Below are 19,662 nucleotides of genomic sequence, written 5' to 3' on the forward strand. Positions count from 1 at the left end.
ACTTCACCTACCTGCAGGTCAGCGCAGGAACCTATCATTCCCTGGCCCTGGGCAGCGACGGATACGCCTACGCATGGGGATCCAACAGCTATGGCCTGCTCGGCGACGGGACAAGCAGCAGCTACCGGAATGCGCCGGTCAGGGTGAAGACGCCTGACCGCAGCACGTACCCGGACCTGCCAGCGGACTTCACCTACCTGCAGGTCAGCGCCGGAACCTATCATTCCCTGGCCCTGGGCAGCGACCGCAACGTTTACGCCTGGGGATACAACGGCTATGGCCAGCTCGGCGACGGGACAAGCAGCGAGCGGCATGCGCCGGTCAGGGTGAGGATGCCCGACCGGAAGGCGTACCCGGACCTGCCGGAGGATTTCACCTACCTGCAGGTCAGCGCCGGAGGCTGGCATTCCCTGGCCCTGGGCAGCGACGGCAACGTTTACGCCTGGGGATGCAACGGGTCTGGTGACCTCGGCAACAACAGCAGCGGCAGCTATGCGAATTCGTCTGTTCCTGTGCGCGTGCGCGACCCCGCCAGCCCCACAGACGCGAGCAAAGGACTGCAAGCCGTGCAAGTCAGCGGCGGATACCATTATTCGCTGGCCGTGGGCAGCGACGGCAACGCCTGGGCCTGGGGACGCAACCATTATGGCCCGCTCGGCAACAACAGCATCCCCACAGGGCAATATAACAGTAAAGCCCAGAGCCCTGTCCCTGTGCCGGTGTCGTTCAACCTGGCTCTGGTGATCACCGGCGTCAGGTTCGACCAGACCCCCGCATCAGGCCTGACGCGCGGCGACGGCAGCAGTGTCAGCGTGTTCACGCCCGCGCACCAGCCGGGCATGGTCACGGTCAGCGTGGACTACACGCTGGGCGGCGCAGGAAGCACGCTGACCGACACCTCGCTCAAATACACGTACCTGCCCGCAGGCGTGCTCCCCAAGGCAGGCGGGGAAGGCATCCTGCTCGCCCTGGCCACAGGCATGACCGGCATGGGCGGCGTCCTGGCCTCACGCCGCCACCGGAAAGAAACACACCAACTGCTACACGCTTCACCCGAGTAAGAGCGGCCGGGCGGCGTATCAATCCCCCCGCCCCCGGCCCTACACAGGGGGAGCAGGGAGGAAACGTGTCACTGTAGGCTCAAACCCCAAGAGAGCCGACACTTCCCTCCCGCGCCCCCACCACACTCCGTCCAGCCTGCAAAGTCTGGACGGCACATCAGGAGAGGGGCAACCGCCACGGCGGGATGTGGGCATGCAACCACCCCGCCATGGCGGCCACCCCCGCCTGATTCCAGCCAGAGCAAACACCTGTTATATGGCCAAACCGGCCATGTAGAATTGAACAAGACGACCATCCCGCCACAGACGGGAAGACAAGGAGGAGCAGATGGCTTTCAACGGGAATCCGCGGCCGCAGGCCCCATACGGTCAGTACACACAGCAGCCGATGCCGACCATGCAGGGCGGTGAGCCCTACGGCATGGGCGCGCCCATCGACACCAACGCAGCATACAGCTTTGAAAAGGCGGAACGGGTCTCCATGTCCCGCGCCTATGCGGAGATGGCCGTCGGCCTGCTGGTCACCGCCCTGACGGCCTACCTGACCGCCCGGACCGGACTGCTCCTGGCCTTCATGCAGGCCACGGGCACCCTGGGCTGGATCGGCATGGCCGTGGTCCAGGTGGCCTTCGCCATGATTCTGAGCTTCCGGGTCATGCGCATGCGCACCTCCACCGCCCGGGTCATGTTCTACCTCTATGCGGCCCTGATGGGCTTCACCCTGAGCACCATCTTCATGACCTACTCACTGCCCTCCATCATGCTGACCCTGGTGATCACTGCAGGCTTCTTCTTCGTCCTCAGCATGCTGGCGCTGACCACACGGCGCAACATGCTGGGCATGGGGTCCATCTTCATGGCCGGCCTGCTCATGCTTATTCTGGTCGAGGTGGTCATGCTCTTCGTGGCCCCCTCCAACACGGCCCTGCGCGTGGTCTCGGCCATCGGCATCATCCTCTTCGCCGGACTGACCATGTATGACGCCCAGCAGACCAGGGCCATCTTCGCCACCTACCGCAGCCAAGGGCCGGAGGCCATCAAGCGGGTCTCCATCCTCTGCGCCCTCAACCTCTACCTGGATTTCGTCAACCTCTTCCTCTACATCCTGGATCTGGTCGGCGACCGCAACTGACAAAAAGAAAATCCCCGCCCCTGGCATTGGTGGCGGGGATTTTTTGTATCTTCAGGCCTCCTGATCGGCCCTGGCCAGCAACCCACGCAGCACGTACTGCAGGATGCCGCCGTTGCGGTAGTACTCGGCCTCGCCAGGAGTGTCGATGCGCACCTTGGCCGCAAACTCCACCCTGCTGCCGTCGGGCCGCTGGGCCCGCACCTGAACCTGCTCGGGCAGGGAGCTGTTCAAGGCGTCGACGCCAACCAGGTCATAGGTCTCCTGGCCGTCCAGCCCCAGGCTCTGGGCCGACTGACCCGCAGGGAACTCCAGGGGCAGCACGCCCATGCCGATCAGGTTGCTGCGGTGGATGCGCTCGAAGGACCTGGCGATAACGGCCCGCACGCCCAGCATCCTTGTGCCCTTGGCCGCCCAGTCCCTGGAGGAGCCCGTGCCGTACTCGCTGCCGGCCAGCACCACCAGGGGCGTGCCCTGCCTGGCATAGTCCTGCGCCGCCTCGAAGATGGTCGTCTCCTGGCCGTTCAGGAAGTCGTAGGTGAACCCTCCCGGCCGCACGTCCAGCCCCACCGAGGCCAGCAGCTGGTTGCGCAGGCGGATGTTGCCGAAGGTGCCCCGGACCATGACCTCATGGTTGCCGCGCCGGGAGCCGTAGGAGTTGAAGTCCCTGGGGGCTATGCCGTGCTCCTGCAGGTAGCGGCCGGCCGGCGCGTCGGCCTTGATGGCCCCTGCGGGCGAGATGTGGTCGGTGGTGACCGAATCCCCCAGCAGAGCCAGCACCCGGGCCCCGTGAATGTCCTCCAGGGGGTCGGGCTGGGCCTTCATGCCGTCGAAGAAGGTCTGGCGGCGGATGTAGGTGGAATCCTGATCCCAGTGGAAGAGCTCGCCCTCCGGCACCTCCAGCTTCCGCCAGCGCTCGTCCCCGCCGAAGACGTCCGCATAGTCGCGCAGGTACATGTCCCGATCCAGGGCGGTGCCCACCACGGACTCGATGGCCTCCTGGGAGGGCCAGATGTCCGCCAGCATGACCGGCTTGCCCTGGCTGTCCTGGCCCAGGGGGTCGCGCCAGGGGTCGAAGTCCATGGTGCCGGCCAGGGCGTAGGCCACCACCAGGGGCGGCGAGGCCAGGTAGTTCATCTTCACATCCGGGCTGATGCGCCCCTCGAAGTTCCTGTTGCCCGAGAGCACGGCCGTCACCGTCAGGTCGTGGTCGGCGATGGCCTGGTGGATGGCCGGGTCCAGGGGGCCGGAGTTGCCGATGCAGGTGGTGCAGCCGTAGCCGACCAGCTCGAAGCCCAGGGCATCCAGGTCCTTGCTCAGGCCGGTCCGGTTCAGATAGTCCGTCACCACCTGGGAGCCCGGCGCCAGCGAGGTCTTGACCCAGGGCTTGGGCTTGAGGCCCCGGGCGCGCGCCTGGCGGGCCAGCAGACCGGCGGCCACCATGACCGAGGGGTTGGAGGTGTTGGTGCATGAGGTGATGGCCGCGATGACCACATCCCCGTCCCGCAGGCTGAACTCGCTGCCGTCGGCCTTCTTGACCGGCACAGCCTGGCCGTCTGCGTCCCTGCCTTGGTCGCTGTAATCCTTGAGATCCCGATGGAAGGTCTTCTGGGCCTGGTCCAGCAGGATGCGGTCCTGGGGCCGGCGGGGGCCGGCGATGGAGGGCCGCACCGTGGACAGGTCCAGCTCCAGCACCTGCGAATACTCGGGTTCAGGGCAGTCGGCATCCTCCGGGTCCATCCACAGCCCGTTGGCCTTGGCGTAGGCCTCCACCAGGCGCACATGCTCGTCGCTGCGGCCGGTCAGGCGCAGGTAGTCCAAGGTGATTTGGTCGATGGGGAAGATGGCGCAGGTGGAGCCGAACTCAGGGCTCATATTGCCCAGGGTGGCCCGGTTGGCCAGGGGGACCTGGGCCAGGCCCTTGCCGTGGAACTCCACGAACCTGCCGACCACGCCCACCTCGCGCAGCATCTGGGTCACGGTCAGCACCACGTCGGTGGCGGTGACCCCCTCGGGGATGGATCCGGTCAGCTTGAAGCCCAGGACCTGGGGCACCAGCATGGAGATGGGCTGACCCAGCATGGCCGCCTCGGCCTCGATGCCGCCCACGCCCCAGCCCAGCACGCCCAGGCCGTTGACCATGGTGGTGTGGGAGTCGGTGCCCACGCAGGAGTCCGGGTAGACCAGGGCCGGCCCCTCCCCCTGGGTCCTGTCCCTGCGCATGACCACCTGGGCCAGGTACTCCAGGTTGACCTGGTGGATAATCCCAGTGCCCGGGGGCACCACGCGGAAGTTCTGGAAGGCCTGCTGGCTCCAGCGCAGGAAGCGGTAGCGCTCACTGTTGCGCCGGTATTCCATGTCCATGTTGTGTTCCAGGGCGCCGGGCACGCCCGAGCTGTCCGCCTGGACGGAGTGGTCGATGACCATCTGCGCGGGGATGAGCGGGTTGACCAGGGAGGGGTCGTCGCCCAGGGCCTTGACGGCATCGCGCATGGTGGCCAGGTCGACCATGCAGGGCACGCCGGTGAAGTCCTGCATGAGCACCCGGGCCGGGCTGTACTGGATCTCCCTGTCGGGCTGGGCCTTGGGGTCCCAGTTCAGCAGCTGGTCCAGCTGGTCCCGGGTCACCGTGGTCCCGTTCTGGTGCCGCAGCAGATTCTCGGCCAGGATGCGCAGGCTGTAGGGCAGGTGGTCGATGCCCGGCAGGTCGCTGATCCGGTAGTATTCGAACTCCTCGGAGCCCACCTTGAGCTTGGAACGACCGGCATCTTGTGCGGATTCTGACATGCACCACCCCTTCCTTGGACGCTCAGGCACTGCCCTTGCGCCCATGTGGACCGGCGGCGGGAGGACCCCAGGCCGTCAGTGACGCTTATCTGTGCTTGTGAGGTTCATTCTTAGCGCCCATGTGTTACCTGACGGATGTAACGTGCGCATGCCGGATAGCCCAGGACGGCCAGGACCATGAGCAGGGCTCCCACCAGGGCGAAGGCCACGGTGGCGGACAGGGCCGGACCGGTGGGCAGGCTGATGGCGAAGAACCGCGCCACAACGGGGATCAGGGCCCCGATCACCCCGGCTGCGGCGAAGCAGAGGACCAGCAGCCCCCTCCAGGAGCGCAGGGGCCGGGCCACCTGGGTCAGGACCAGCACGCCCATGCAGAAGAGGACGATGGCGCAGACCGACCGCCAACGCCCCAGGTCAGCCTGCCGGGCCAGGTCCAGACCCAGCAGGCCGGGCAGGCTCCAGGCCGCCGCCAGCACAATCAAGGCAGTGGCGATGCCCGAGGGCAGGGCGAAGGCGACCACACGCTTGAGGAAGCCGGGCCGGTAGCGCCTGGTGTTGGGGGCCAGCGCCAGGAAGAAGGCCGGCGTGCCGATGGTCAGGGCGCCGATGTAGGTGATGTGCCGGGGCAGGTAGGGGAAGGGGATGCCGGTCAGGACCACGCCCAGGGAGATCAGGGCCGAGTAGACGGTCTTGACCAGGAAGAGGCCGGCAACACGCTCCATGTTGGCCATGACCTGCCGACCCCGGGCCACCACGTCGGGCAGGTGGGAGAAGCGCGAATCCACCAGGACCAGCTGGGCCACGGCCTTGGTGGCGGCCGCCGCATTGCCCATGGCGATGCCCAGGTCCGCCTCCTTCAGGGCCAGGGAGTCGTTGACCCCGTCGCCGGTCATGGCCACCGTGTGACCCTTCAGGTGCAGGGCCTGGACGATGGCCTTCTTCTGGTCGGGCAGGACCCGGCCCAGCACGTCCACGTCCTCCAGCACCTCGGCCAGGGCTACCGTGTCCTCGGGCAGTTGGCGGGCATCCATGGCCCTGGGGGCCCGGTCGCCGGTCAGGCCCACCTTGGTGGCGATGGCCGCCACCGTGGCCGGGTTGTCGCCCGAGATGACCCGGCAGCGCACGCCCTGCTGGCGGAACCAGGCCAGGGTCTCGGCAGCGTCGTCGCGGATGTGCTCCGAGCAGGTGATCAGGGCCAGGGGCTTCAGGTTCCCGGGCAGGTCGGGGCTGCTGGTGAAGTAGTCAGGCTGGTCGGTGCCCGGGTACCCGCCGGGGGCGGCCAGCATCAGCACCCGGTAGCCGCGGTCGGCCAGGTCGGCCACCTGCTGGTCCACCTGGGGCCAGCTACCCGCCTGAGATGCCAGGAGCACCTCCGGGGCGCCGAAGTACCAGATTCTGCCGGACTGGTCGGCCACGGCGCTCCACTTGCGGGCTGAAGAAAAAGGCAGGCGGCTGACGGCCCTGCCCGGGTGCAGGTCGTCCATCCCCTTGAGGATGGCACGGCCGGTGGCGTTGGGGCTCTCCTCCGCGCAGACGTCCACCAGGGCCTGCCGCAGCTGCTGGGCCGGCAGGTCCTCGGCCAGCGGATGCAGGTCGTCGTAGACGATGCCCCCGTCGGTGATGGTGCCGGTCTTGTCCAGGTTCAGGGCATCCACCCGGGCCAGGGTCTCCACGGACTCCATCTGCTGGACCAACGTTTGATGCCGGGCCAGGCGGATGGCGGCCAGGGCGAAGTTCAGGGAGGTCAAGAGGACCAGACCCTCGGGGATCATGCCCACGACCCCGGCCACGGCAGACACCACGGCCTGCCGCCAGGCTCCGGTGGCCAGGGCCGTCTGGAAGCCGCCCACGGTCCGCATCTGCGTGAAGATGAGCAGCAGGCAGAGGGGAATGACCACCACGGTCATGACCTTGAGGATGGTGTTGATGCCCTCGTTCAGGTCGGAGCGAACCTTCTTGTAGACCTTGGCCTTGGCCGTCAGCGTGGCGGCGTAGGAGTCGGCGCCCACGGCGGTCACCTGGGCCAGGGCCATGCCCGAGACGGCCGTGGAGCCCGAGTAGACCTGGTCCCCCGGCTTGTGCTTGACCGTGCGCGATTCGCCGGTCAGCATGGACTCGTCCAGCTCCAGGCCGTAGGTGTCGATGATCTTCGCATCGGCGGGCACCTGGTCCCCGGAGCGGATCCAGAGCAGGTCCCCCTTGACGATGGCATCGTGGGGCACGGTCAGGTTGCGGCCATCCCTGCGCACCGTGTAGTCGGAGGCCACCAGGATGGACAGCCCGTCCAAGGTGTGCTTGGCCTTGAGCTCGGTGGCCACGCCGATGCCGGTGTTGATGATGATGATCAGGCCGAAGACCGCGTCCTTCCACTGGCCGGTCAGCAGGACCACCACCATGGCGGTCAGGATGATTCCGTTGAAGAGGGTGAAGACGTTGTCGCGGATGATCTGGCCCAGGCTACGGGAGGTTTGGTCCTGGGAGACGTTGACCAGGCCCTGGGCCTTCAGCCGCTCCACCTCCTGGGAGCTCAGCCCCGGACGGTCGGTGTCCGGAAAGCCTGTGTCCGCTGCTGTGCTCATCCTTGGCCCCCCTCTCAGTCGGCGCTCAGGCGCACGGCCATGATCCTTGCATGCGGTCCGTCGTCCACAATGGTCTGCAGAGCGTCAGCCAGCAAGGGCGCGTGTGGATGCCCGGCAGGATCCACCGGGTGAACCGTAGCCGCATAGTAGAGCCTACCTGGGTCAGGGGTCCAAGCCTTGGCGCTTTGAGCGAACTCTACCACAGGAATGCCCGCCTTCCGGGCTGCCTTCAGGGCCGGGGTCCAGTCGCCGGCTCCGGGTTGACGAATCAGAATCAGACTGACCCCGCGGTTGATGGCATCCTGCACCCCATCCTGCTGATCGCTGGTGGACTGCGCCGAGGAGAAATAACCCTTCATGCGCTCCGCCTTCAAGGATGCCAGGATGCGGCTGTCAAGACCGGTATCCGGGTCCTTGCCACCCTTCTGCGGGCATCCAATCAAAGCCACGAGCGTGTCGGAGCGATCCACGCCGTCGTGGGGCACGGTGCCCTCGTGCCAGGAGTCGCCCACGGCCCTGTCCTTGGGGGCGCATCCGGTCAGCGTGGGCAGGCCTGCCAGCAGGGCGACCGCCAGCAGTAGACCCGCCAGCCGCCTGACCACTGCCACGATCCGCCCGGCGCGGCTCATGTCAGTGCTGCCTTCCCGCCGTGCGGGTGAAGACTGCCACGGTCTCCACGTGGTGGGTCATCGGGTAGATGTCAAAGGCCTCAAGGTGCTTGGGGCTGTAGCCCAGGGAGATCAGGGTGGCCGTATCCCTGGCCAGGCTGGTCGGGTCGCAGGCCACATAGATGATGGTCCCCGCCCCGCTGGCGGCCAGCAGCCGGCAGACTTGAGCCTTGGCGCCGGCCCTGGGCGGATCCAGCAGGATCAGGTCGGGATGGCCCAGCCCCTTGGGCGCACCGCCAGCCAGGACCTTGGCCACGTCCCCTCGCCGCAGGGCCACCCGGTCCAGTCCGGCCTGCTTCACGTTGTGTTTCGCGCTGGCAATGGCTCCAACGGATCCCTCCACAGCCAGGAGCCGGGCACGTCCGTCAGCCAGGGCAGCCAGGGGCAGGGTGAAGAGCCCTGATCCGCAGTAAAGATCCCAGATGACCGGTTCGGCAACCCCGTCCAGGGCCTGCCTGGCCTGGTCCAGAACCGCCTTGGTCAGCACGACCGGTGCCTGACGGTGGACCTGCCAGAATCCGTCGGCCCGAACCTGGTATTCAGGTCCTGCTCCGGCCTCCAACCGCTCCGTCAGCAGGCGGCTCCCCTGGCTCAGGCGGCCATCCACCAGCAGGGCGAAGTTGTCGCCGACCGGTCCCCCGTCGCGCGGCTGGGGCACAGCCAGGCGTATGCGGGCACCAGCAGGCAGGCCGCCCTCCCAGATGCCCAGTTCATCAGCCAGGTCCAGCAACTCCTGGGTGGCCAAGGGCATGGTCTGAATCGGCAGACGGTCATGCGAACCCCGACGGCGCATGGAGGGGCGTCCTTGGTCGTCAGCCACCAGCTCGATTCTGGTCCTCCAGTGCAGGCCACCCAGCTCCTCATCGCCCGGAACCCGAGCCACCGGCACTTGGACATCCACCCCGCCCAAGCGGGACATCTGCTGACCAATCAGATCAGCCTTCCAGGCCAGCTGACCGGGCAGACTGACGTGAATCAGATCGGCGCCACCCAGGCCACCTCCCCAGGCCAAGGGTCCAGCCAGGGGCCAGACGGGTTCGCGTCGGTCGGGGCTGGCTTCCAACACCTGGGTGACCTCGCCCGTGGCGAATCTGCCGGCCCGGCCATGAGGCTCGTCCAGGAGGACCTCCACCAGCTCCCCGGGCAGGGCGAAGCGGACGAAGACCACCCGACCGTCCTCCAGGTGGCTCACGCAACGGCCCTGGTCGGCATAGCGTTCGATGCGCAGACGAACCCTGGTCTCAGTCATGATCGGCATGAACCTCCTGGTCGGTCTGAGCCTGGTCGGCCTGACGACGATGGTATGGGCCGCCGATCAGCAGCCAGCTGACCCAGATGCCCAGAGCAAACAGGGGCAGGCCCAGGATCAGGCGTGCGGCGCCAAGCAACCCGACGGAACCAGTCAGGTAGAGCGGCACCTGGATCAGCAGGCGCAGCGCGAAGACGGCGATCCAGACCTGGGTGGCCTGATTATAGGCCCGTACCAGTTCTGGCTCGCCCCGCCAGGAGGCCAGCCACTGCCTCCAGCCTGAGACGACGGGCCGGCGCAGATACTCCACCAGCAGGCCGATGCCGGGCATCCGTGCCAGCAGCGAGGCGGCGAGCACAATGATCCAGAATCCGTTGGTCAAAAATCCTGGCAGGTAATAGTTGCGGGCATCCCGGGTCAGCCATGCGGCCACCAGGCAGATGCCCACCGAAAGCAGACCGGCCAGCGCCCCCAGAAAGGACTGCTGCTGGACCAGACGAATCAGCAGCTGCACGACTGCCAGGGCCGCTGAAACCTCCACGGTCAGCCCCAGACGGCCGGTCACCAGGAAGACAACCAGGAATACCAGCCCCGGCAGCAGGGATTCGACGATCCCCCGCCATCCGCCGATGGCCTCCATGACGGAGAAATCGTCGTCGGCCAGCGCTGCCAGCCCGGAATGCTTCTGCTTCACAGCCTTAGCGGACCTCCGAGAACATGGGTCCGCGCGACAGTGTGGTCTTCACCTCGGTCTGCTGGTCCGAGTCGAAGGGGCCCTCGGGCCTGCCGGGGATCTGCGCACTCTCATCGTCCTTGGACTCCGAGTCTTCGGCTTCTCCACGGCGCTGGTTGGGGGTGATGGGCGCATGCATGGGCACCAGGTCACGGGGGGCCAGGGGCTCATCGCCACGGACCACCACCAGGTCGGACAGGTAGCTGTCGAGCACATCCTTCTCCTTGCCGCCCTTGGCAGCAGGGCCGGAGAAGATGCCTCGCAGCATCCAACGGGGTCCGTCGATGCCCACCACCCGGGTCACCAGGTTCTTGCCCTTGACCTTGACGGGCAGGGTCAGCTCCTTGCCGAAGACGCCGTCCACCTCCTTGCAGGAGGGGTTGGCCTTGAGCAGGTCGGCCCGGACCTCGTCCCAGAGGCCCAGGGACTTGGGGGCCGCGAAGGGCTCCAGCTCCAGACTGGAGGACCCGTAGGTGATGGTGGCTCCCAGCACGTCACCGGTCTGCGAGTTGGCCTTGAGCCTCAGCTCGCTACCCTTGAGGAAGGGCAGCATCAGGGCACCGATGTCCAGGTACTCATCGGTGTCGGGAGCCTCGGGATCCAGGCTGTCCCAGGGGCCTTTCCCGCTCTGCTCGGCTTCATCGCGGTCAGCCTGAGAGGTCTGGTCTGATTTCTCCGTGGACTTTTCAACGTCCTTGGACTCCTCGACGGCCTCCTCAGCCTGCTTCTTGGCGCGTTTCCTGCCGAAACCGAACAATCCCATGATGCCTCATTTCCTTGTGAGTCTGTGCAAAGGATACCTAGTCAAGACCCAGGCGCAGCTTGCCGCCGGGGATGGCGTCCAGCAGATCCTTGGTGTACTGGCGTTGCGGGTGGTCGAAGACCTCGTCGGTGGTGGCGTGCTCCACCAGCCGGCCGTGCTGCATGACGACCACCTCGTCGGCGATCTGCCTGACCACGGCCAGATCGTGGGTGATGAACAGGTAGCTGAGCCCTTGCTCGGCCTGCAGGTCGTTGAGCAGCCGCAGCACCTGGTCCTGGACCAGCACGTCCAGGGCGGAGACGGCCTCGTCGCAGATGATCACATCCGGATTCAGGGCCATGGCCCGGGCGATGGCGATGCGCTGACGCTGTCCGCCGGAGAGCTCGTTGGGGTAGCGCCCCATGACCGACTCGGGCATCTCCACCATGTCCAGCAGCTCCTTGACCCGCTTCTGCCGGGACTTGGCGTTGCCGATCTTGTGGATGCGCAGGGGCTCCTCGATGGAGCGGTAGATGGAGTACATGGGGTCCAGGGAGCCGTAGGGGTTCTGGAAGACCGGCTGCACGTGCCGGCGGAACTCCATGAGCTGACGGCTGCCGAAGCCGGCGATGTCCTGGCCCTCGTAGGTCACCAGGCCCGAGGTGGGCTTGAGCAGGTGCAGGACCATGTTGGCCACGGTGGACTTGCCGGAGCCGGACTCCCCCACGATGGCCAGGGTGGTCCCCCGCTTGACCGAGAAGGAGACGTCATCCACGGCCTTGAACATCTCCTTGCGCCGGGGCAGCCTGAACTCGCGGGTCAGGTGCTCCACGGTGATGACGTGCTCGCTGCGCTCCAGGGTGCTCTCGCCCTTGACGTGATGCTCCAGCAGGTCTTCGGCATCCTGGCCGCGCTGCTTGGCGGAGATGATGCGCTGGGAGGCCAGCGAGGGCGCGGCCTGGACCAGCCGCTTGGTGTAAGGGTGCTGGGGGTGCTGAAGGACCTCCAGGCTGGGCCCGGACTCCACCACCTGGCCCCGGTACATGACCACGATGTGCTGGGCGCGCTCGGCTGCCAGACCCAGGTCGTGGGTGATGAAGAGCACGGCGGTGCCCAGGGATTCGGTCAGGCTGCGCAGGTGGTCCAGAATCCGCTTCTGGACGGTCACATCCAGGGCGCTGGTGGGCTCGTCCGCAATCAGCAGGTCGGGCCGGGAGGCCAGGCCGATGGCGATCAGGGCGCGCTGGCGCATGCCGCCGGAGAACTCATGCGGATACTGCCGGGCCCTGGTGGCGGCCTCAGGCAGCCCGGCCTCGGACAGCAGGCCGGCGATGCGGTCGTCCATGTCCGAGCCGGTCACATGCTCCTTGGCCAGCTTCCAGGCCGCATCGTCATCCACACCGGCGTCGATCAGGGACTTGGCCACGCCCCAGCGGGTCTCGGAGCCCACGTCCCACTCGGCCTTCATAGCCTCCATGGTCTGGTCCACGTCGGCGACCCCGGCATCGCTCAGGGCCTGGCGGGCGGCCTGGAGCAGGCCTGGCAGGTCCTTGGAGGAGATGAAGAGCTCGTCGTCGGACTTCTTGAGCGTCACCTCTTCATCGCTGGCCAAGGCCTTGGCCAGCCGGGAGCGCTTCTCCCGGGAGACATCCATATGGTTGGCGGTCAGCGCCTCCTTGACCTGGGAGCCTATGCGCCAGACCGGGTTCAGATTGCTCATGGGATCCTGCGGGACCAGGCCCACCTGGGAGCCGCGCAGCGCCTCGTAGTCCTTGCGGTCCAGGCCCACCAGCTCGCGGCCATTGAGCCGGATGCTGCCGCCGGTCACCTTGCCGGTGCCGGGCAGAAGACCCAGCACAGCCATGGCCGAGGTGGACTTGCCCGAGCCGGACTCCCCCACGATGGCCACCCACTGGCCGGGGTAGACGTTGAAGGAGGCGTCGCGAACTGCGTGGACGGTGCGCCCATCGGCGGTGAAGTCCACCTGCAGGTCCCGCACGTCGAGCAGGGGCTGCTGCTCCTGATTGGTGGTCATGTTCTTGTCTGCTTCAGTCATGCTTCCTCCGCTCAGGCCGTTCTGCTCTTGGGATCCAATGCATCCTTGACCGCGTCGCCCATCATGATGAAGGCCAGCACGGTGATGGCCAGGGCTGCGGAGGGATAGAAGAGGACCGAGGGGTTGGTGGTCAGGAGGTTCTGGGCCGTCGAGATGTCCCCGCCCCAGGAGACCACGGTGGAGGGCAGGCCGATGCCCAGGAAGCTCAGCGTGGCTTCAGAGACGATGTAGGTGCCCAGCGACATGGTAGCCATGACGATGACCGGGGCCAGGGAGTTGGGCATGATGTGCCGGAAGAGGTTGCGCAGGGGCGTGGAGCCCAGGGCCGTGGAAGCGGTGTTGAACTCCAGGTTCTTGGCCTCCAGGACGGCGCTGCGGGTGATGCGGGCCATGTTGACCCAGCCGAAGAGGGTCAGGGTCAGGATGATTTTCCACAGGGAGGTGGAGGTGCGGAACATCTGCAGGAGCACGATGGCGCCCAGGATCATGGGGATGGCGAAGAAGATGTCGGTGATGCGGCTGAGCACGGCGTCAACCCAGCCCCCGAAGAAACCGGCGATGGCACCGATGAGGCCGCCGAAGACGGTGACCAGGATGGTGGTCATGATGCCGATGGCCACCGAGGTCCTTGCCCCGTGGATGACGCGGCTGTAGACGTCGCAGCCCTGCAGATCGAAGCCGAAGGGATGCCCGGGCCGGCCGGGCTCCAGGGAGTCGGACAGGCTGCAGGCCATGGGATCCTGCCTGGCGAAGAGGTTGGGGAAGAGGGCCACCAGGATGACCACGATCGCCAGGATTGCGGAGATGATGAAGAGCGGGTTGCGCCTCAGGGTCTTCCAGGCGTCGGCCCACATGCTGGTGGGCGGCACGTCCTCATCCACCGAGTCCACCTCGCGCAGGGGCGTCTCGTCGATGGGGGCCACGAACCGCTCCTGGCCCGGCAGGGGGTCGGGGAAGTAGACGCGGGCCTGGCTTTCGTTCTGTTCGCTTGACTCGTTCATTGCCGTTTCACTCATAGTCGGTCCCTCTCCCTCACGCATACCGGATCCGCGGATCGAGCACTGCGTAGAGCAGGTCGACCAGGAGGCTGGTGATGACGAAGATCAGGACCAGAATGGTCACGATGGAGACCACCAGGGTGCCTTCGCCCCTCAGGATGGCCTGGTAAAGGGTGTTGCCCACGCCCTGGATGTTGAAGATGCGCTCGGTGATCATGGCCCCGCCCATGAGTCCGCCGATGTCGGCGCCCAGGTAGGTGACCACGGGGATCAGGGAGTTGCGCAGCACGTGCCGCACGATGACGGACCGGTTGCTCATGCCCTTGGCCCGGGCCGTGCGCACGTAGTCCTCGGAGATGTTGGAGGTGATCTCCGTCCTGGTCAGACGGATGATGGAGGCCATGGACACCGACCCCAGCACAATGGCCGGCATGAGCAGATCAATAAAGCCCGGATTGGCCCCGGCTGTGGCTGGCAGCAGATGCCATTTGACGCCGAACAGGTACTGCAGGATGAAGCCGGTGACGAAGGTAGGCACCGAAATCAGCAGCAGGGAGAGGACCAGGATGATGTTGTCCGACCACTTGCCCTTGGTCAGGCCGCCGATGATGCCGAAGATCACGCCGAAGACGCCCTCGAAGACGAAGGCCATCAGGGCCAGCTTGATGGTCACCGGGAAGGCCCTGCCGATCACGCTGATCACGGGCTGGCCGGCGAAGGTGTTGCCGAAGTTCAGGGTCAGCGCGTTCTTCAGGAAGAGCACGTACTGCACGATGAAGGGCTTGTCGAGATTGTATTCCGAACGTATCTGTGCGGCAACGGCCTGATTGACCGGCTTGTCCCCGAACATGGCGGCCACGGGGTCGCCGGGAAGCGCGAAGACCAGCGCGTATATCAGCAGTGTCGTGCCGAGAACGACGGGGATCATCTGCAGAATACGTCGCAGAAGATATTTTCCCATCGGCTATTCTCCTTTGTCATCCGCGACCGGGATCGGCATGGGGATCGGGGCCGCCGCAAAAATTCTTGTTTGAGTCTACCAGCACACCTCAACAGGGGTGCAAAGACGCCAAGGCCGGCGCGGAGTGGATCCTTCCGTGCCGGCCCGGGCGATGTCAGCTGTCAGGTGCGGGATTCAGGCTCCCGTCACCTCACTTGCTGATGTTGTAGTAAGCAGGGACGCCCTTCCAGGTGAAGGAGAATCCTTGGATGTTCTTGGCGGCCACGCCGTTGGAGTTCTGGTAGTAGAGCGGGACTGCGGGCAGATCGCGGAAGAGCAGCTCCTCGGACTGCTGGTAGATCTTGTTGGCCTCGTCGATGCTCTTGGCGGAGGCTGCCTTGTCCATCAGGCCGTCGAACTCGGGGTTCTTGTAGTCGCCGTCGTTGGACCCGTTGCCGTTGGCTGCCGAGCTGGCGAAGTTGCTGGACAGGTAGCTCTCGGGCGAGGGGTAGTCAGGCTGCCAACCGGAGCGGAAGGCCGAGTCGGTGAACTTGCGGTTCTGCACGTTGGAGCGGAACTCGCTGAAGGTGGGCAGAGGGTTGCCTGCAGCCTGGATGCCCAGGGCGTTCTTGATGGAGTTGGTCACGGCGTCGTAGATCTCCTTGTGGGCGCCATCGGCGTTGTAGGCGATCTTGAAGGTGTCGCCCTCGCCCCATGGGGAGATCTTGTTGGCCTCGGCCCAGAGCTCCTTGGCCTTGGACGGGTTGTACTTGAGCACGTCGGATCCCTTGATGCTGGTTGAGTAGCCGGGGATGACGGGGGCGGTGAAGTCGTGGACCTCCTTGGCGGTTCCGGACAGCACCTTCTTGATGATGGTCGGCCGGTCGATGGCCATGGAGATGGCCTGGCGACGGAGCTTGCCCTCCTGATCCTGGCCGAAGTGCTTCATGTAGGAGGGGATGGTGAACATCTGGATGACCGAGCCCGGGTCGTTGATGGCCTGGACCGTGTTATCGGTCTGGAAGGTCTTGCGAGCCGAGGCGGGCAGGGTGTCCAGCACATCCAGGTTGCCGGCCTGCACGTCGCGGTAGGCTGCGGTGGCATCGGTGTAGGCGCGGAACTCCACGCCGCCGTTCTTGACCTTGATGCCGCCCTTGTAAGCGGGATCCTTGACCAGCTTGATGGACTTGTTGTGCTCCCAGGACTGGAACTTGTAGGGTCCCACGGTCACCGGCTTCTCACCGAAGGCCTTGGTGTCCTTGTAGAAGGACTCGGGCAGGGGCGCAAACGCGGTGTAGCCCACCTGGATGGGGAAGGTGGAGGAAGGCGAGGTCAGATCAACGGTGAAGGTCTTGTTGTCGATGACCTTGAGGCCGGACAGCTGGGCATCGCCAGGGGTGCCCTCCTTCTGCAGGTCGTCATACCCCTTGATGTTGGCGAAGAAGCTGGAGCCCAGCTGCTTGTTGGCGATGCTGGACGCCCAGGACCAGGCCTTGGTGAAGGACTGTGCGGTGACCGGGGTGCCATCCGAGAACTTCCAGCCGTCGTTGATGGTCACGGTGTACTGGGTGTTGTCCTCGTTGGCCTTGATCTGCTTGGCGATCTCGTTGACCGGCTTGCCCTTGTCGTCAAAGCGGACCAGCTTGGAGAACATGACGTCGATGGGGTTGCCACCCCCCACCTCGTTGGTCATGCTGGGGATGAGCGGATTGGCCGGCTCAGGGTTGAAGACCGAGATGACGGCGTTCGAGCTGCCGCCGTTGCTCCCCTGGGCAGAGGAGCCGGATCCGCCGGATCCGCCGCAGGCGCCCAGGGTGAGCGCCATGACGCACAGTCCGGCACCCGCAATGGTCAGGGCCGATTGCTTCTTCATATATCTTGCTCTTTCCTTTGGTTGGTTTCCCGAACCGCCAGTCATCGACGGCGGTTCATGCCGTTTCCGGCACGATCATTACTGGTCCTTGGACAGCTCCGGGAAGATCGGATAGCCATCCCAGCCCAGACGCATCCCATGGACCTTCTTGGCGGAGGCGCCAATGTTGTTTCCATAATAGAGCGGAACCGCGGGCATGTCCTGCAGAAGGATCTCCTCAGCCTGCTGGAAGAGCCTGTTGGCTTCATCGGTGTCCTTGGCCTTGGCAGCCTGCTTCAGCAGGGCATCGAATTTGGGATTCTTGTAGTCGCCATCGTTGGATCCGTTGCCATCGGCCGCCGAGCTGGCGAAGTTGCTCATCAGATAGCTCTCAGGCGATGGGTAGTCGGGTGACCATGAAGACCTGAAGGCCGCATTGTTATAGAGGCGCTTTTTGATGTTGCCACGGAACTCGCTGAAGGTGGGCACAGGAGTGGCCTCGGCCTTGATGCCAAGCGTGTTCTTGATGGAGTTGGCCATGCCGTCGTAGAAGTCCTTGGCACCGCCATCCGAACTGTACAGCATTTGGAAGCTCCTGTCGGCCGGCCACTTGCTGATGGCATCGGCCTTGGCCCAGTACTCCTTGGCCTTCCTGGCGTTGTATTTGAGGTTGTCCGAACCCTTGAGATCCTTGGCATAGCCTGGGATGGTCGGTGCGGTGAAGTCGGTGGGCTGCACGCCCAGACCGCCCAGGACCTTGTCGATCAGCATCTTCCGGTCAATGGCCATGGAGATGGCCAGGCGGCGCAGGTGGCCCTCCTGATCCTGGCCGAAATGCTCCATCGTGGTAGGAATGGTGAACATCTGCAGGGTAGAGCCGGGCTTGTTATAACTCTGAACCATGCTGTCGGTCATGAAAGTCTTGACAGCGGAGGTGGGAATCCTGTCGATCACATCCAGGTTGCCCGCCTGCACATCGGAATAGGCAGAACCCAGGTCCGTGTAGACCTTATAGTCGATGCCGCCGTTGCGGACCTTGACCTCCCCGTCGTAGTCGTCGTTCCTGCGAAGCTTGATCATGGCGTTGTGCTGCCAGGACTCGAACTTGTAGGGGCCCGAGCTGACCGGGTTCTCCCCGTAGGCCTTGGGATTCTTGTAGAAGGACTCAGGCAGGGGCGCAAAAGAGGTATAGCCCACCTGAATGGGGAAGGTGGACGAGGGCGAGATGAGGTCCACGGTGAAGGTCTTGTCATCGATGACCTTCAATCCGGAGAACTGGGCATCCGTAGGCACGCCCTGCTTCTGCAGGTCATCAAAGCCCTTGATATTGGAGAAAAAGCTGGCGTTCAGCTGGCCGTTGGACACGTTGGCGCTCCAGGACCAGGCCCTGGTGAAGGACTTGGCGGTGATGGGGGTGCCATCCGAGAACTTGCGCCCGTCAACCAGGGTGACCTTGTACTGGGACATGTCGTCGTTGCCCTTGATCTCCGAGGCCAGATCGTTGTGGGCCTTGCCCTGGTCATCGAAGCGGATCAGCTTGGAGTTGATGGCGTCCACGACCTGTCCGCCGCAGCTTTCCGCGGCGCTGCTGGGAATGAGCGGGTTGGCCGGCTCGCACCCATGGACCGACACCACGGTATTGTTGCTGGCCTGGTCGCCGGACGACTGCTCGGCACCCTCGGTATCGGTACTGCTGCCACCACCACCGCAGCCGCTGGCCAGAAGCGCCAAGGCACAGATGACCGCTGACACCACCGTGAGCTGTGAACTTTTCTTCATTCCTGCTGCTCCCCTTTAGCTGGTTATCAACGTCTCGCCTGTATCCCGAAAGATACGCCATATTCTGATACCAGGATGTTTCCCAAGACAAGTCCTGTCTCATTTGCCGGATTTCAGGCCCTTGGAAAAGCCTGCCTGTACCGGGCCCGCAGCTGCTCGATGGAGACGTGGGTGTAGCGCTGGGTGGTCCGCAGGGAGGAATGGCCCAGCATCTCCTGAACCTCGCGCAGGTCGGCTCCCCCATCCAGCATGTGCGTGGCGGCCGAGTGCCGCAGGGCATGGGGGGCGATGTCGGGCACCCCGGCCTGACCGGCCGCCTGGTGGACCACCTTGCGGACCTGCCGTTGGCCAACCCTGCCGCCAAGCTGACCCAGGAAGAGGGCCTGACCTGCCTTGCGGGCCGATTTGGCCGTTGCGCCAGCCAGGACCGGCCGCCCCTCCCCCAGCCAACGGTCCAGAGCACGATCGGCGGGCAGGCCATAGGGCAGGACCCGCTCCTTGGAACCCTTGCCCAGGACCTTTACGGTGCGGCTGTGCCGGTTCACATCATCCAGATCCAGTCCGCAGAGCTCGGCCACACGCATGCCCGTGGCGTACAGCAGCTCCAACATGGCCGCGTCCCGCACCTGCAGGGCCGCCTGGACTTTCTGGTCCTCCCGGGGCTCGACCGGATCCTCGTCAACTGTATCCATCAAGGTACGAGCCTGGTCGTGCGTCAGAACCCGTGGCAGGTGCTCGGACTGCTTGGGGCTGCTCAGGGCCAGGGTGGGGTCGGTCTTGATGCGGTCGTGCCGGCTCAGCCAGCCGAAGAAGGACCTCAGTGCGGCTGTCTTCCGGGCCATGGTCGAGCGGGCGTGGGTGGCGGATTCGTGAGCCAGCCAGGACCTGATGGTGGCCAGGTCAATCTGCGCGGGATCATCGATGCCATGCAGATGCATCAGGTGCAGAAAGCCCGCCAGGTCAGCCCGGTAGGAGCGGACGGTATTGGGACTCTTGCCTGCCACCCGGGAAAGATAGTCGGTAAAGTCCTGCAGATCCTGGTCCACTACGGGCGCTCCCTTCGCTTGGCTGAGCAGTATGTGCAATACA

General features: G+C 65.3%; 14 protein-coding genes. 2 read left to right on the top strand and 12 right to left on the bottom strand.

What is annotated here, in order from left to right:
- Together P273_RS09515 and P273_RS0103705 are read left to right on the top strand one after the other, a co-directional pair.
- Window positions 1-1,061: hypothetical protein (locus P273_RS09515; RefSeq protein WP_024627140.1), on the top strand; the 1,061-nt coding region annotated here is incomplete at its 5' end.
- A 328-nt stretch (window positions 1,062-1,389) separates the two neighbouring features.
- The gene (locus P273_RS0103705) at window positions 1,390-2,193 is read left to right on the top strand and encodes a Bax inhibitor-1/YccA family protein (protein WP_024627141.1); all 804 of its coding nucleotides are present in this window, start codon (window positions 1,390-1,392) and stop codon (window positions 2,191-2,193) included.
- A gap of 51 nt (window positions 2,194-2,244) precedes the next feature.
- Here P273_RS0103705 and acnA read toward each other — a convergent pair whose 3' ends face one another.
- The 12 genes from acnA to P273_RS0103765 form a co-directional block, all read right to left on the bottom strand.
- Window positions 2,245-4,977, bottom strand: coding sequence for an aconitate hydratase AcnA (gene acnA / locus P273_RS0103710; RefSeq protein WP_024627142.1), 2,733 nt, complete (start codon window positions 4,975-4,977; stop codon window positions 2,245-2,247).
- 110 nt (window positions 4,978-5,087) lie between these two features.
- Window positions 5,088-7,556, bottom strand: a complete 2,469-nt coding sequence (locus tag P273_RS09235) for an HAD-IC family P-type ATPase (protein WP_024627143.1) — start codon at window positions 7,554-7,556, stop codon at window positions 5,088-5,090.
- Between the two features lie 14 nt (window positions 7,557-7,570).
- Window positions 7,571-8,185, bottom strand: a complete 615-nt coding sequence (locus P273_RS0103720; protein ID WP_024627144.1) for a substrate-binding domain-containing protein — start codon at window positions 8,183-8,185, stop codon at window positions 7,571-7,573.
- A 1-nt stretch (window position 8,186) separates the two neighbouring features.
- On the bottom strand, window positions 8,187-9,473 hold the full coding sequence (locus P273_RS0103725) for a class I SAM-dependent RNA methyltransferase (RefSeq protein ID WP_024627145.1): 1,287 nt from the start codon (window positions 9,471-9,473) through the stop codon (window positions 8,187-8,189).
- Window positions 9,466-10,167, bottom strand: a complete 702-nt coding sequence (locus P273_RS0103730; protein WP_024627146.1) for a DUF3159 domain-containing protein — start codon at window positions 10,165-10,167, stop codon at window positions 9,466-9,468. Before P273_RS0103730 ends, P273_RS0103725 begins: the two co-directional genes overlap by 8 nt.
- Window positions 10,168-10,171: 4 nt before the next feature.
- Window positions 10,172-10,969, bottom strand: a complete 798-nt coding sequence (locus P273_RS0103735) for a DUF3710 domain-containing protein (protein WP_024627147.1) — start codon at window positions 10,967-10,969, stop codon at window positions 10,172-10,174.
- Window positions 10,970-11,006: 37 nt separating this feature from the next.
- On the bottom strand, window positions 11,007-13,004 hold the full coding sequence (locus tag P273_RS0103740) for an ABC transporter ATP-binding protein (protein ID WP_024627148.1): 1,998 nt from the start codon (window positions 13,002-13,004) through the stop codon (window positions 11,007-11,009).
- Between the two features lie 11 nt (window positions 13,005-13,015).
- On the bottom strand, window positions 13,016-14,005 hold the full coding sequence (locus tag P273_RS0103745; protein ID WP_034524826.1) for an ABC transporter permease: 990 nt from the start codon (window positions 14,003-14,005) through the stop codon (window positions 13,016-13,018).
- Between the two features lie 31 nt (window positions 14,006-14,036).
- A complete protein-coding gene (locus tag P273_RS0103750; protein WP_024627150.1) occupies window positions 14,037-14,963 on the bottom strand; it encodes an ABC transporter permease in 927 nt (308 codons plus the stop codon).
- A gap of 190 nt (window positions 14,964-15,153) precedes the next feature.
- On the bottom strand, window positions 15,154-16,815 hold the full coding sequence (locus tag P273_RS0103755; RefSeq protein ID WP_024627151.1) for an ABC transporter substrate-binding protein: 1,662 nt from the start codon (window positions 16,813-16,815) through the stop codon (window positions 15,154-15,156).
- 78 nt (window positions 16,816-16,893) lie between these two features.
- Window positions 16,894-18,573: an ABC transporter substrate-binding protein gene (locus P273_RS0103760; protein WP_024627152.1), complete on the bottom strand. Its 1,680-nt coding sequence runs from the start codon at window positions 18,571-18,573 to the stop codon at window positions 16,894-16,896.
- 113 nt (window positions 18,574-18,686) lie between these two features.
- Window positions 18,687-19,619 (bottom strand): tyrosine recombinase XerC, encoded by a 933-nt coding sequence (locus tag P273_RS0103765; protein ID WP_024627153.1) that lies wholly within the window; start codon window positions 19,617-19,619, stop codon window positions 18,687-18,689.
- Window positions 19,620-19,662: the final 43 nt, after the last annotated feature.

This window comes from Bifidobacterium sp. A11 (assembly GCF_000499185.1).
Taxonomy (GTDB): Bacteria; Actinomycetota; Actinomycetes; order Actinomycetales; family Bifidobacteriaceae; genus Bombiscardovia; species Bombiscardovia mizhiensis.

Bases quoted from the DNA above. Each gene is read 5' to 3' on its own strand.
- P273_RS0103705 (WP_024627141.1), top strand. From the start codon at position 1,390: ATGGCTTTCAACGGGAATCCGCGGCCGCAGGCCCCATACGGTCAGTAC.
- acnA (WP_024627142.1), bottom strand. From the start codon at position 4,977: ATGTCAGAATCCGCACAAGATGCCGGTCGTTCCAAGCTCAAGGTGGGC.
- P273_RS09235 (WP_024627143.1), bottom strand. From the start codon at position 7,556: ATGAGCACAGCAGCGGACACAGGCTTTCCGGACACCGACCGTCCGGGG.
- P273_RS0103720 (WP_024627144.1), bottom strand. From the start codon at position 8,185: ATGAGCCGCGCCGGGCGGATCGTGGCAGTGGTCAGGCGGCTGGCGGGT.
- P273_RS0103725 (WP_024627145.1), bottom strand. From the start codon at position 9,473: ATGACTGAGACCAGGGTTCGTCTGCGCATCGAACGCTATGCCGACCAG.
- P273_RS0103735 (WP_024627147.1), bottom strand. From the start codon at position 10,969: ATGGGATTGTTCGGTTTCGGCAGGAAACGCGCCAAGAAGCAGGCTGAG.
- P273_RS0103740 (WP_024627148.1), bottom strand. From the start codon at position 13,004: ATGACTGAAGCAGACAAGAACATGACCACCAATCAGGAGCAGCAGCCC.
- P273_RS0103745 (WP_034524826.1), bottom strand. From the start codon at position 14,005: ATGAACGAGTCAAGCGAACAGAACGAAAGCCAGGCCCGCGTCTACTTC.
- P273_RS0103750 (WP_024627150.1), bottom strand. From the start codon at position 14,963: ATGGGAAAATATCTTCTGCGACGTATTCTGCAGATGATCCCCGTCGTT.
- P273_RS0103755 (WP_024627151.1), bottom strand. From the start codon at position 16,815: ATGAAGAAGCAATCGGCCCTGACCATTGCGGGTGCCGGACTGTGCGTC.
- P273_RS0103760 (WP_024627152.1), bottom strand. From the start codon at position 18,573: ATGAAGAAAAGTTCACAGCTCACGGTGGTGTCAGCGGTCATCTGTGCC.